The organism is Pseudomonas sp. YJ42 (genome assembly GCF_047225135.1).
Taxonomy (GTDB): Bacteria; Pseudomonadota; Gammaproteobacteria; order Pseudomonadales; family Pseudomonadaceae; genus Stutzerimonas; species Stutzerimonas stutzeri_E.
In genome coordinates, this window is the sequence record NZ_CP178378.1 from 860,129 (window position 1) to 873,826 (window position 13,698).

At 59.7% G+C, this 13,698-nt stretch carries 11 protein-coding genes; 5 read left to right on the forward strand and 6 right to left on the reverse strand.

From position 1 onward, the window contains the following. Positions 1 to 49: 49 nt before the first annotated feature. Positions 50 to 517 (reverse strand): hypothetical protein, encoded by a 468-nt coding sequence (locus ACL0K2_RS03695; RefSeq protein ID WP_045162649.1) that lies wholly within the window; start codon positions 515 to 517, stop codon positions 50 to 52. 214 nt (positions 518 to 731) lie between these two features. Here ACL0K2_RS03695 and ACL0K2_RS03700 point away from each other — a divergent pair, with 214 nt between their 5' ends. After that, a complete protein-coding gene (locus tag ACL0K2_RS03700; protein WP_045162650.1) occupies positions 732 to 1,172 on the forward strand; it encodes a universal stress protein in 441 nt (146 codons plus the stop codon). Between the two features lie 32 nt (positions 1,173 to 1,204). On the opposite strand, the gene ACL0K2_RS03705 is transcribed toward ACL0K2_RS03700, so the two are convergent. Together ACL0K2_RS03705 and ACL0K2_RS03710 are read right to left on the reverse strand one after the other, a co-directional pair. Continuing rightward, complete coding sequence (locus ACL0K2_RS03705; RefSeq protein WP_045162651.1) at positions 1,205 to 1,897, reverse strand: DUF6901 family protein; 693 nt, start codon at positions 1,895 to 1,897, stop codon at positions 1,205 to 1,207. Positions 1,898 to 2,034: 137 nt separating this feature from the next. Then, entirely contained in the window at positions 2,035 to 3,945 is a 1,911-nt protein-coding gene (locus ACL0K2_RS03710; protein WP_413043793.1) for an ATP-binding cassette domain-containing protein, read from the reverse strand. 269 nt (positions 3,946 to 4,214) lie between these two features. Between ACL0K2_RS03710 and ACL0K2_RS03715 the strand changes: the two genes are divergently transcribed. Continuing rightward, the gene (locus ACL0K2_RS03715; protein WP_045162653.1) at positions 4,215 to 6,143 is read left to right on the forward strand and encodes a transglycosylase SLT domain-containing protein; all 1,929 of its coding nucleotides are present in this window, start codon (positions 4,215 to 4,217) and stop codon (positions 6,141 to 6,143) included. An 82-nt stretch (positions 6,144 to 6,225) separates the two neighbouring features. Here ACL0K2_RS03715 and ACL0K2_RS03720 read toward each other — a convergent pair whose 3' ends face one another. From ACL0K2_RS03720 to yegS, 3 genes are all read right to left on the reverse strand, one after another. Beyond that, positions 6,226 to 7,029: an MOSC domain-containing protein gene (locus ACL0K2_RS03720; RefSeq protein WP_413043794.1), complete on the reverse strand. Its 804-nt coding sequence runs from the start codon at positions 7,027 to 7,029 to the stop codon at positions 6,226 to 6,228. Positions 7,030 to 7,055: 26 nt separating this feature from the next. Then, complete coding sequence (locus ACL0K2_RS03725; protein WP_045162655.1) at positions 7,056 to 7,988, reverse strand: chemotaxis protein CheV; 933 nt, start codon at positions 7,986 to 7,988, stop codon at positions 7,056 to 7,058. 134 nt (positions 7,989 to 8,122) lie between these two features. Then, positions 8,123 to 9,052 carry a lipid kinase YegS gene (gene yegS / locus ACL0K2_RS03730; RefSeq protein WP_413043795.1) on the reverse strand — a complete coding sequence of 310 codons (930 nt, stop codon included), beginning with the start codon at positions 9,050 to 9,052 and terminating at the stop codon, positions 8,123 to 8,125. A 370-nt stretch (positions 9,053 to 9,422) separates the two neighbouring features. Between yegS and ACL0K2_RS03735 the strand changes: the two genes are divergently transcribed. From ACL0K2_RS03735 to ACL0K2_RS03745, 3 genes are all read left to right on the forward strand, one after another. Then, positions 9,423 to 10,859 carry an undecaprenyl-phosphate glucose phosphotransferase gene (locus ACL0K2_RS03735; protein WP_045162657.1) on the forward strand — a complete coding sequence of 479 codons (1,437 nt, stop codon included), beginning with the start codon at positions 9,423 to 9,425 and terminating at the stop codon, positions 10,857 to 10,859. 158 nt (positions 10,860 to 11,017) lie between these two features. Beyond that, positions 11,018 to 11,455 (forward strand): low molecular weight protein-tyrosine-phosphatase, encoded by a 438-nt coding sequence (locus ACL0K2_RS03740; RefSeq protein ID WP_045162658.1) that lies wholly within the window; start codon positions 11,018 to 11,020, stop codon positions 11,453 to 11,455. 15 nt (positions 11,456 to 11,470) lie between these two features. Continuing rightward, positions 11,471 to 13,681 carry a polysaccharide biosynthesis tyrosine autokinase gene (locus ACL0K2_RS03745; protein WP_045162659.1) on the forward strand — a complete coding sequence of 737 codons (2,211 nt, stop codon included), beginning with the start codon at positions 11,471 to 11,473 and terminating at the stop codon, positions 13,679 to 13,681. Positions 13,682 to 13,698: the final 17 nt, after the last annotated feature.

Here is a 13,698-nt window from a genome sequence, read left to right on the forward strand (position 1 = left end):
CCCGCTATCTCTTGTGTTCCGAGTGCCCGGTATTAGCCGGTCGACTCGCTCATAACCTGGGCTCGGTCCGTGACTGGTAACGATTGGAGGGGCGGTAGTCCACCTGCTCGTCATCCTCGAGCCGCTCCCGCAAGGTACGAGCGTCCTCCTCTGCTGCAGATGCTGTGCGCCGCCGCCCGAGCCGGCGCTCGATCGGCCAGCGCAGCGCCACCAATACTGCGTATAGCGCGAATGCGATCAGCCCGTAGAGTGCCAAATCCGCAACTGCACGCCAGGCGTTGTTGCCGACCTTGAACAGTAGATCCAGCGCGGTGATCGCCACAGCCGGCGCGAACAGTTCCCGAGTGGGATCGACGATGGTGGGTGTCAGTAGCAGTACGGCTGCGATCAGCCGCAGCGGCTCGCGCAGCCAGCGCCACAGGGGTCGCGTGACACGGAACCACACCAGCAGAGCTCCCAGTGCAGCCACTCCATAAGCTGTCCAGGCGAGTAGGTAATCATTGGCGAATAGGAACATGACGATCTCGTGTGTAAGGCAGTGTGCTCACCGGCGTGTAATGCCGCGCATGATAACAGTGGCGAGCCTGCCGGCTGCCAGTTCGCAATGCAATGACAAGCTGGTCATCATCCATGTAACGCCGTATAAACGCTGAAAACAAAAAAGGGCCGGAAAGCGCCAGTAGCGTGCCGAGAAGCCATACTTGTCACACGGACACATCAGGAGAGCCATCATGACCTACCAGCATATTCTGGTCGCTACCGACCTGAACGACGAATGCCACCCGGTCGTAGCACGCGCCGAGGCATTGGCCATCGCCAGCGGCGCAAAACTAGCCTTGGTCCACGTCATCGAACCAATGGCCATGGCCTTCGGCGGTGACGTGCCGATGGATCTATCGATGCTGCAGCAGCAGCAGTTCGACCAGGCCCGTGAGCGCTTGACCGGGTTCGCTGAGCGTTACCCCAGCCTGACTGTCGAGCAGCGTCATCTAGCCTACGGACAGCCCCGTCAGGAGATACACAGGCTGGCCAAGGAACAAGGTTGCGATCTTGTCGTTGTCGGCAGTCACGGCCGTCATGGTCTGGCGCTGCTGCTCGGCTCTACCGCCAATGACATTCTTCACGGAGCCCCCTGCGACGTGCTTGCTGTTCGGCTGACCAAGGCCGAGTAACTTCACCGATTCTGCGCCTGAGCCCTGGCGGCTCAGGCCATCTCCGGCCCCTCTCCGGCGCTCATCACCAGCGGTCTGATTTTCTTCAACTGGGTCTCCAGTGAATAGGTCAGGCTGGTTGCCATGGAGAAAAACGTCAGGAAAGCCTTTAGATTGGAGTCGCCGTGACAGGTGTCGTGGATTCGCTGCCAGAACGCCTGATTGACCAACTGCAGTTGCTGGAAAGATCGCACCAGGCCACGCAACTCCCAGTCGGCATGGCGTCCTTCACGTAAATTGAAGTACTGCCGAGCCAGATACAGCGAGACCGCACGCAGCACGAACTCCTGATTGCTGGCGAACGGCAGATGCTGATGCGCCATCGGCTTGAGCCTGCCCAGCACCGGGCACGCGCTGGTAGCCATGATAACGCCGAGCAGCGCACGCAACCCCTCCTCCAGCCCTACCAGCTTGTTGTATTCCCGTTCCGGCGTACGCACTCGCACTTGCGCTTTCTTCACCGCAGGCAGGCCCTGGAAGTCCTCGATGACCCGGTGCAGGTCCACCGCGGCGGGGCAATGGCTGAAGCTGTCCCGACTCAGTGGGCAATTGTTGCACTGCTGATGATCCAGGCGCGTCCATTTGGGTGCCTGACTGGCAGCCTCGTGATCGTAGACGCGGTCCAGCTCGATCCGGTAGCTGAACTCATGCTCGTCGTCCAGGACGATGCGGTAATCAATTGCCATCTAAGCTCCGTCTGGAATGCTGACAGGTGTCGTTTAGTCTTGGTGTCCGGGTCACGCCATGCGGAACATCAAGGGCTGATCTATGGCATCGAGAGATGTGCTGGACAGAACGGGGGGATTTCCACCACGCGTGCGCTTCAGTCTTCCAGCTCGGCCCAGCGCTCCAGCAATTCGTCGAGTTCTGCCTGCAGCGCCTCAAGACGCGATATCGTTTCGCCAGTATGCTCCGCAGTCTGCTGATAGAACGTCGGCTGCGCAATTTCGGCTTGCAACGCGGCGATGTTTTTTTCGACTGCGTCTATTTTTCCCGGTAGCGCCTCCAGTTCGCGCTGGACCTTGTAGCTGAGTTTCTTCTTCGCCGGGGCAGGTTCGGCGTTGGGTGTCGCGGGCTTGCTCTGTGGTGTTTCGACTTTCGCTTCCTTGGCTTCCTTCGTCTCCGCTACGCCGAGCAGTTTTACCGAGCCGCCTTGCCGCAGCCAGTCCTGGTAGCCGCCGACGTATTCGCGAACGACCCCGTCACCCTCGAAAACCAACGTACTGGTGACCACGTTATCGAGAAACGCCCGGTCATGGCTGACCATCAATACCGTGCCCTGGAACCCGAGTAGAACCTCCTCGAGAAGCTCGAGGGTTTCCACGTCGAGATCGTTGGTCGGCTCGTCCAGTACGAGCAAGTTGGCCGGCTTACTGAACAGTTTAGCGAGCAAGAGGCGTGCCCGTTCTCCGCCAGACAGTGCCTTTACTGGCGTGCGGGCCCGCTGCGGGCTGAACAGGAAGTCACCGAGGTAGCTGAGAACATGGCGATTCTGGCCGTCGATAGTGATGAAGTCGCGCCCCTCGGCGACATTGTCGATGACAGTCTTTTCCAGTTCCAGCTGGTGACGCAATTGGTCGAAATACGCCACTTCCAGTTTGGTCCCCGCCTCAATCGTGCCACTGGTGGGTTGCAGATCGCCCAACAGCAGCTTGAGCAGTGTGGTCTTGCCGGTTCCGTTGGCCCCGAGCAAACCAATCCGATCGCCACGCTGCAGCACCATCGAGAAATCGCGAATCAACGGCTCGCCGCCCGGATGAGCGAAGCTTGCATGCTCGACGACGATGACCTGCTTGCCGGATTTCTCCGCTGCGTCGACCTGGATGTTGGCCTTGCCTTGATGCTCACGGCGTTCGCTGCGCTCGGCTCGCAATGCCTTGAGTGCACGAACACGGCCTTCGTTACGAGTACGGCGGGCCTTGATGCCTTGGCGAATCCACACCTCTTCCTGCGCAAGCTTCTTGTCGAACAGCGCATTGGCCGTTTCTTCAGCCGCCAACTGTTGTTCCTTGTGCACCAGGAAGCTGGCGTAATCGCCGTTCCAGTCGATCATGTGGCCTCGATCGAGCTCGAGGATGCGAGTCGCCAGGTTCTGCAGGAACGCACGGTCATGCGTGATGAACAGCACCGCACCGTTAAAACCGGTCAGCGCTTCTTCCAGCCAGGCAATCGCGCCGATATCCAAGTGGTTGGTCGGCTCGTCCAGCAGCAGCAGATCGGGTTCCGATACCAGCGCCTGAGCCAGCAGAACGCGCCGCCTCCAGCCGCCGGAAAGCTCGGCGAGGGTTTTGTCGGCTGGCAGCTGCAAACGACTCAAGGTGCTATCGACCAGCTGCTGCAGACGCCAACCGTCCTTGGCTTCGAGTTCTTGCTGGACATGCATCAGCTTGTCCAAGTCGGCTTCGTTCTGGATGTTCTGGCTGAGGTGATGGTAGTCGGCAAGCAACTGACCGACGCCGGACAAGCCTTCGGCTACCACGTCGAACACGGTGCGCTCGTCAGCGAGCGGAAGCTCCTGCGGCAGCTCGCCGATCTTCAGCCCCGGCGCGCGCCAGATTTCGCCGTCATCGGGCAACTGGCTGCCCTTGACCAGACTCAGCATGCTGGACTTTCCGGTGCCGTTGCGGCCGATGATGCACACCCGCTCACCCCGCGCAATCTGCCAGGACACTCCATCGAGCAATGGATTGGTGCCATAGGCGAGGGACACATTGGTCAACTTGAGCAGGGTCATGACTACCTCCGGAAAACAGGGCGCGCAGTCTAGCAGAATGCGCCTGTCAGACGGACGTCACCGCGTTTGCGGGCACGCGTCCGAGGGCTTCATCCACAACCTGCCATCATGATTCCGCCAGCGTCACAGGCGCGCCACGTCTGGCTTATCGTACGTTCGTCGGAACGTACTAGTTTGTTGGTTTCAACAGCTTAATCCTCGTTTAACTGCCAGCGCGGCCAAGCTAAGCTAGCGCAGCAATCCCTCATGCCCCCGTCTTCGGAAGTCTCATGCGCGGTCGACTCTCCAGTATCTGTTTTTGTCTGTTGTTCACTGCCGTCACCCTCGAAACCGCTCAAGCCGCCAGCCTTCAGCAGCAACGGCAGTATTACGACGAAGCCAAGCGAGCCTTGGCCAAGGGCGACAGCGGCCCGTATCGGCGCTACGCCAGCGCGCTGCGAGACTACCCGCTGGAGCCTTACCTGGCTTATGACGAGCTGACGGCACGGCTGAAGTCCGCCAGCAATGACGAAGTCGAGAAGTTTCTGGCTGAGCATGGCGACTTGCCCCAGGCCAGCTGGATGAAACTGCGTTGGCTGCGATTGCTCGCCGCGCGCGGCGACTGGCGGCCCTTCGTCGCGCACTACGATCCGAAGATGAACTTCACCGAACTGGACTGCCTGTTCGGCCAATACCAGCTCGCCAGTGGACAGACGAAACAAGGTTACGAGACCGCCGAGCGGCTCTGGCTGGTTGGTAAATCACAGCACAACGCATGCGATGCGCTATTCGACCGCTGGGAAGCCGCCGGACAACTCACCGAAGAGTTACGTTGGAAGCGCACCAAACTGGCGGTCGAGAACGGTAACTACGGCCTCGCCAGTTTCCTCACCAAAAGCCTGCCGACGCTGAAAGCGCAGGGCGAGCTGCTGATCGATGTCGCGCAGAAGCCGCAGATGCTTGATCAGACGGGCCGCTTCATGACGCCAACGCAGACGATGGGCGATATCGTCTCGATCGGCCTGCGCCGGCTTGCACGCAAGGATCCGGAAAAGGCCCTCCGGCTGCTGGAGACATACGCCAGGCGCCTGTCGTTCTCAACGGACGAAAAGGTCGCGATCGCTCGCCAGATTGGTCTCACCCTGGCCAAGCGCTTCGATGCACGCGCACTGAAGGTCATGGCCGAGTACGATCCCGAGCTGCGTGACGATACCGTCAGCGAATGGCGGGCCCGCCTGTTGTTGCGCCTGGGACGCTGGGACGACGCCTACGCGCTGACCCAACGGTTCCCCGAGGAGCTCGCCAACAGCAACCGTTGGCGTTATTGGAAAGCACGCAGTCGGGAGCTGGCCAAGCCCAATGACGAACAAACCATTCAGCTCTACCGGCCGGTCGCCAGCGAGCGCGACTTCTATGGATTCCTCTCTGCCGACCGCATCCAAGCGCCTTACAAGCTCAACCATCAGCCACTTGCGCTGGATCCAAAGTTGATTCAAAAGGTCCGTAACACCGCGGGTATCCGCCGTGCTATGGAATTCCATGCGCGTGGGCAGATCGTCGATGGGCGCCGGGAGTGGTACCACGTCAGTCGGCTGTTCAGCCGTGAAGAGCTGGTCGCGCAAGCACGGCTAGCCTACGAGATGGAATGGTACTTCCCGGCCATTCGCACCATCAGCCAGGCGAAGTACTGGGACGATCTGGACATTCGCTTCCCCATGGCCCATCGCAACAGCTTGGTGAAGGCAGCTAAAGCGCGGGAGATTCATCCAAGCTGGGTGTTCGCCATCACACGCCAGGAAAGCGCCTTCATGGCCGACGCCCGTTCGCACGTCGGAGCCACGGGACTGATGCAGTTGATGCCGGCCACCGCGAAGGAAACCGCCAGACGCTTCGGCATCCCGCTTTCATCACCGCAACAGGTGCTCAATCCCGATGTCAACATCCAGCTGGGCGCCGCCTATCTCAGTCAGATCTACGGTCAATTCAAAGGCAACCGGGTGCTCGCCTCAGCCGCTTACAACGCTGGTCCCGGGCGGGTTCGTCAATGGTTGAAGAACGCCGAACATTTGCCGTTCGACGTCTGGGTCGAAAATATCCCGTTCGATGAAACCCGCCAGTACGTGCAGAACGTGCTGACCTACTCGGTGATCTACGGACAGAAGCTCAACGCACCACAGCCCCTGGTCGAGTGGCACGAGCGCTATTTCGAAGGGCAGTGATGGCGATGGCAGGCCTTAAAAATGCCGGCCGCACGATGGGGACGCACCCCATTCTGCGGCACTGCGGTTTTGCTATCCGAACCTATTCGAGCACTTGCACAGGCATGCCCACCTTCAGCACGCCAGTGCCCTCGGCGATGAGGTTCTGTCCGAAAAACACCCCGCCATCCCCCTTTCGGTAGTTCATCAGCGTAGCCAGTGGCTCACGGGTCGGGCTCTTCTCACCGTTGAGCGGATCAATGGTCGGGATGATGCAGCGCGAACACGGCTTGACTACGCGAAACTCCATATCGCCAATACGAATGCGCCGCCAGCCGTCCTCGGCGTAGGGGGCCGAGTCGGCGATCAGCAGATTCGGCCGAAACCGTCGCACGTCGAGCAGTTGTCCCACCCGTGCAGAAAGATCGTCAAGTGATCGCTGGCCGATCAGTAGAAAGGGAAAGCCATCGCTGAATCCGGTCAGCTCGCCAGGTCGGGCATAGTCCTGGTCGATCTGGATGCCCAGCGCGTTTGGCAGATGCACCAGCCGGCACGGGCGTTCGAGCAAGCGCGTCAGCCAGGCCGCCGCGGCATCACCGGCATCAGGTGCCCGCAGGGTCTCGCGCCAGATCAGCACGCCGCGCATCACGCTGTCCGGGCCAGGCACTGGTACCCGCAGCGTCTCCATGCCGGGGGCGCACATCAGTAACGCCGCTTCGCCCTGCCAGCGCGCGGTCAGCAATGCCATCTGCGGCAGTATTCGCTGTGTCAGGAATTTTCCAGTCGCCGCATCCACCACCATCCAGCGGCGGTCGCCGCTCAGACCGAGCTCGTCGCATCGCCCCTCCTCAAGCAACTCAGCGGAACCGGACTTGAGCGGAAAACGGTACAACGAGGAAAGGTGCATGCGGGTGCCTCGATCAGATGGACGGGTCAGCGAGTTTCGTCCAGCAACAGGCGTTCTCGGACGACATCCACCAGTTTCTCCGGCTGGAACTTGGAAAGGAAGTTGTCACAGCCGACTTTCTGCACCATCGCCAGGTTGAAATTTCCGGAAAGGGACGTATGCAGCACCACATACAGATCACGCAGACGCGGATCGTTACGGATTTCAGTAGTGAGTCGGTAGCCGTCCATCTCCGGCATTTCAGCATCGGTGAACACCATCAGCAGGCGATCGGTGAGCACTTCTCCCGCATCGGCCCACGCCTTGAGCCGGTTCAGCCCTTTCATGCCGTCGCTGGCGGCATGTACGGTGATGCCGAGCTGGCTGAGGGTCTCGCGCAGCTGCGCCAGTGCGACGGTTGAGTCATCGACACAAAGCACTTCACGCCCCCTGGCGCGCTCGAGCAACGGATCGGTTAGACGTTCGGGCGCGATGCTGGTGTTGTACGGGACGATTTCGGCCAGCACCTTTTCCACGTCGATGACCTCGACGAGCTTATCGTCGACCTTGGTGATCGCCGTGAGGTAATGCTGGCGTCCCGCCGTGGTCGGTGGCGGCAACACTTCCTCCCAGTTGAGGTTGAGGATGCGGTCCACGCCACCGACTAGAAACGCCTGAATCGAGCGGTTGTACTCGGTCACGATGATGGTGCTGCGCTCATCCGGCACCAGTGGGCGCAGCCCGATGGCACGCGATAGATCGATCACCGGGAGCGTCTGGCCACGCAGATTGACGACGCCGCAGACCGAGCCGTGCCGGTGTGGCATCAGCGTCATCTTCGGCAGTTGCACCACCTCCTGGACCTTGAACACGTTGATCGCGAATTGCTGGCGACCCGAGAGCCGGAACATGAGGATTTCCAGACGATTTTGCCCCACCAACCGGGTGCGTTGATCGACTGACTCTAGAATGCCGGCCATTATGCGGGCTCCTTGCGAATAAGGGATGTAACAAGCTATCGGCCGCAAAGCTTCGCGCTTTATTATCGGAACAAGTATTTTATCGGCCCGCAGCGAGCCACCTGATTGATCAGCCGGTAGTGGGTACGCCGCGGTCAGGCGGGCTCGCCATCAGCTCGAGGCAGTGGCTCATCCCGCAGTAACGGGCTGCCGTCGGGAAGATGCAGTCGCAACGCCCTACGCTTCACCGAGAAGCGCATACGCTTCGCTGCAAAGGGTTCACCATCAAGGTTGATGTCGATCTCATCCGGCGCTTCAACCTCGATCCATGGCACGCGCGCGGTTACTGAAACGGTATCGATTCCCAGCAGCCCACCGCTCAACAGCGTACCCAAGGTGCCCACCGTATCGGCAGGCGCCGGGACGATGCAGATATCGAACAGGCCATCATCGATCGAAGCCTGCGGACACAGCTGTTGCCCACCCCCAGACTGACGACCGTTGCCGATACCCAGTGCTAGAAAGTCGCCTTCCCAGGCGAACTCAGGTCCAACAAAGCGCCCCCAGGCAGCGCGCAGTTCACTGAAGCGCGACAAGCCGGTCAACAGATATGCGCTGCCCCCCAGCACCCGCTTCAGCTCTTCGGAAGTCGTAGCAGTGACCTTGGAACCGAAGCCACCGGTGGCCATGTTGAGGAAGGTTTCACCGTTCATTTCTCCAACATCGACGCTCACCGGCTCGCGATTGAGCAAGGTCAGCGCCTCGAAGGGCGTCAGCGGAATCTCGGCGGCTTGGGCGAAATCATTGGCAGTACCCAACGGCACTATCGCCAGGCTGGCATCCGAACCACTTTCGAGCAAAGCCTGGGTCATTTCCCGCGCGGTCCCGTCTCCACCTCCAGCGATCAGTGTTCGGTATCCCGCGGCGAGCGCTTCCTGCACCAGGCGTGCGGTATCACCGGCTTCCCAGGTCACCCGCACGGCCAGTTCGTTTCCCAATTGACGCCATTCGTTGACTGCGGCACGCAGCTCGTCGTTGAGCGCCTGTTTCCCGTGAAGAACAAGTAACGCCTTGGGTTCATTCATTTCCAATAACTTCCATTCGGTAATCGGCAAATAGGACCTGCTGCGGCACCAGAAAGTTGTGAGTCCGGGACCAACCGCGACTTAAGCCCAGCGACACATCGCGTTGACCATCGGTCAGGAGACCGCACCCGAAAACGCTCGGTGCGGAACCAGCCCTTGCTCATAACCTTTAAATATCAGCCCTTTAGCAGCGAATTTAATCCTCACGACTGACTAAGCACTTTGCACCCTGACGGTGAACTCATTTCCTGGAAGGCGGTCGGAGCAGGTGTCCAGGTGAAGGTTGCGATAGCGGCCTGCCATCAGAACCGCGGATCGCGGCGATCAAAACGAGTATTGAGCTAGCAATAGCCGTAGGAAGGAGCCTTGTATGCGCTTACAGTCCGTTGGAACCCTTGAGTACGCCCACCCCAGTTTTGTTGATTATTTCCTTGCCAGCGTTCGCTTGATTCACGGACTGACCGCTGTTTTGCCGGGCGTCCTGCTGTTGCTTTTTCTGCCGCTCGAACTGCCGGCGGGTGGTGGTACTTTCAGTACCTTTCTGATGTTTTTCGGCGTCATCAGCGTAGTCATTTTCCAGTCGGTTGGTATCTATAGCGAAGAAGTGTTCAGCACACTGCTGCGCTTCCGCACCATGTTGGTGGCCTGGGCTGCTGCGTTCAGCCTGTTGATCTTCATGCACCAGGGGCTGGGCATGTTCAGCTACCTGGAAGCCAAGCACCTGACTTTCTGGTTCATTGCCAGCGGCGTCCTGTTCGGCGCCGAGCGATTGATGATGCTTGCACTGTTCCGTCGCCTGATGGCCAAAGGTGTATACCTGCAAAATGCGGTGATCCTCGGCGGCACCGATAACGGCCTGCGCGTTGCCGAGTATCTAGCCCATCACCGCGACATCCGCACCGGCGTACTCGGTTTTATTGATGACCGCCTGGAGCGCCTGCCCAAAACGCTGGCCGACCTCCCACTGCTGGGCAATACGCGCGATCTGGAACAAATGATCCGCGAAGAAAAAGTCACCCAGGTTCTAGTCGCCCTGCCCTGGTTCGCCGACAGCCGCATCGGCCAAGTGATCAATGAACTGCGCAAGCTGCCGGTCAACGTGCTGCTGGTCCCGGACATGGTCGCCTTCCGTCACGCCAACAAGCGCATCACCGAAGTCGGCGGGCTGCCGACGCTGATCGCTTCCGATCTGCCGCTGCGCGGCTGGTCGCCAATGTTCAAGCGCATCGAGGACATCATCCTCTCCAGCCTGGCTCTGCTGGCCGCCGCGCCCGTGATGCTGTTGCTGGCCCTGGCGATCAAACTGGACTCGCCCGGCCCGGTACTGTTCAAGCAGAAGCGCTACGGCTACAACAACCGGCTGATCGAGGTGTTCAAGTTCCGCTCGATGTACCACGCCAAGTCGGATGCCAATGCCGAGCGCCAGACCACCCGTGACGACGACCGCATCACCCGTGTAGGTCGCTTCATTCGCAAAACCAGCCTTGACGAGCTGCCCCAGCTGCTCAACGTCTTCCTCGGCAGCATGTCCATGGTTGGCCCGCGCCCTCATGCAACCGCGACCAAAGCCGCGGGCGTGCTGTTCGAAGACGCCGTCTCGGAATACTCCGCGCGCCATCGCGTCAAGCCCGGCATCACCGGCTGGGCGCAGATCAATGGCTATCGTGGCGAAACCGACACCCTCGAAAAGATCGAAAAGCGCGTCGAGTTCGATCTGGACTACATCGAGCGCTGGTCGGTCTGGTTCGACATCTACATCCTCGCCCGGACCATTCCCGCCTTGCTATTCAATAGGGACGTCTACTGACTGCAGCACGCATTGACCGGCCCCATCAAGGCGATACGCCACTTCATGCGCGAGCGCAGCAGGAAGATTGAACTAATGAAGCGAGCAAATATCAGATTTGCGTTCTGCTACACGCATGCCCATCCGTCCAGGAATTCGGGGCTGAGAGGCTAAGCGAGATGTTCCAGAACATATTGATCGTCTGTGTCGGCAACATCTGCAGAAGCCCGGCGGCCGAAGCGTTGCTGGCGCACAGGCTCCAGGGTAAAGGCCTGACAATTAGCTCGGCAGGCATAGGTGCACTAGTAGGCAATCCAATGGACAAGACCGCACATGAGGTGCTTGCCGACCACGGCCTGGAACACAGGTCCCACCGTGCTCGGCAGGTCGATAGCGAGATGCTGCACCAGGCCGACCTGATCCTCACCATGGAGCACAGTCACGTCCAGCACATCCGCCAGATAGCCCCCGAAGTACATGGCAAGACCTTTCTGATGGGTAAATGGCTAGACAACATGGAAATCCCCGATCCCTTTCGTCAATCCAAGCCCGCATTCGAACATGTCCACAGCCTTCTGACGCAGTCCGTCGAGAGCTGGCTTCCTTACCTGAAATAAGAAGAAGGAACTTCAATGACCACCATGCCCCGCCCCATCTACGAAACCAAAGAGGACAAGGACATTGACCTGGCCCACCTCTTTGACACGCTCATCAACAATCGGGCCTTGATCCTCACTATCACAGGCTTCTTCGCGGCACTAGGTGTCGCCTACGCATTGCTCGCCACGCCGGTGTATCTGGCCAGCGCGATGATTCAGATCGAGCCGAAGAATGGCTTGCCCAGCCTCACCGATGTGGTGGGCAACGCACCGGCAGTCTCCCCGGCACAGACCGAAATCGCACTGCTCAAGTCGCGCTCCGTTGTGGGCGGCGCGGTGGAGGCGCTCAACCTCGACATCAACATCGAGCCGCATTACTTCCCCCTGATCGGCGGGTTCGTGTATCGCCGCTTCGAGCCGACTGAAGAAGGCGAGCTGGGTTGGTACCCGGACGGTTTCGAGTCCTACGCCTGGGGCGGTGAATCGCTGCGTGTCACTCAGCTGATCGTGCCGGACAAGATGCATGGCGAAGAGTTGACACTGGAAGCCGCTGAGAATAATGGCTTCATTCTGCGCGACCCCGACGACGAAGTGGTCGCTCAGGGTGTGGTTGGCGAACCGGTCGAAACGCCGGATTACGGAATTACCGTCGCCGAGCTCAACGCGCGGCCAGGTACCACCTTCACGGTGATCAAGAACCGCACCTACGCCACCACCGAGGACTACCAGAATCGCCTCTCCGCTGGCGAGCTCGGCAAGCAGTCCGGCATCGTCAATGTGACCCTGGAAGGCACCGATCCGGACAAGGCCATTCAGGTGTTGGAGGAAGTGGCGCAGCGCTATGTGGACCAGAACGTCGCACGCAACGCCGCCGAAGCGACCCAGAGCTTGGAATTCCTCAGCGAACAGGTACCGGAAGTTCGCAAGAAGCTCGATGCCGCCCAAACAGCGCTGAACAAGTACCAGACCGGCAACCGTTCGGTAGACATCTCGGCCGAAACCCAATCGGTACTGGATCGCATCGTCGATCTGGAAAAGCAGATTTCCGAGCAGAACCTCAAGCGTACCGAGATGGAACGCCGCTTTACCCGTCAGCATCCGAACTTCCAGGCGCTGATGAATCAGATCAATCAGCTACAGATGCAGAAGGCCGAGCTGGAGAAACAGATCGGCACCCTCCCCTCGACCCAGCAGGAACTGCTACGCCTGACCCGTGATGTGGAAGTGTCGTCCGAAACCTATTCGATGCTGCTGAACAAGACTCAGGAGCTGGACATTATCCGTGCCGGTACCGTGGGCAACGTGCACATCATTGACCACGCGGCAGCCGACATCGATCAGCCCGTCAAGCCGAACAAGCCACTGATCGTCATTGCAGCCATCCTCCTCGGAGGCCTTCTCGCAGTCGCCTTCGTTTATGTTCGCGAGGCGCTCAAGCGCGGCGTGGAGAATCCAGAAGAGATCGAGCGAGTCGGCATTCCGGTGTACGCCGCAATCCCGTTCAGCGAGAAGCAGGGCGCGCTGGAAAAACGTTTGGCCAACTTCAAGCGGGACAAAAGCAGTGCTTCTTATCTGCTGACCATCAACGATCCGGCGGATCTGGCGACCGAAGCCATGCGTAGCCTGCGCACCAGCTTGCACTTCGCCATGATCGAGGCCAAGAACAATATCCTGATGATCACCGGCCCCAGTCCAGCCGTCGGTAAGTCGTTCGTCACCAGCAACCTGGCGGCGGTAATCGCGCAATCCGGCAAAAAAGTGCTGCTGGTCGACGCCGACATGCGCAAGGGGTATCTGCACAAAGTCATGCGTTGCCAGGGTGAGAAAGGGCTTTCGGACATCCTGTCCGGGCGCATCACGCTGTTCGACGCCATCCAGAAGACCCAGCTCAACAACTTGCACGTGATTGCTCACGGCCAGTTGCCACCCAATCCGTCAGAGCTGCTGATGCACGAGAACTTCTCTCGCTTCGTCAAAGAAATCAGCACGATGTACGACATGGTGATCTTCGACACGCCGCCGATCCTCGCAGTCACCGATGCCGCCCTGGTCGGCAGCCAGGCTGGCACCACGCTGATGGTTACCCGCTACGGCCTGAACGGCGTCAAGGAGATCGAGGTCGCCAAGCGCCGTCTCGAGCAGAACGGGCTTCTGGTCAAAGGTGTGATCTTCAATGCCGTGATTCGCAAGGCGTCGAATTACAGCGAGTACGGCTACTACCAGTACGACTATCAGAGCAAGTGAGTGTACCCGGCATGTAC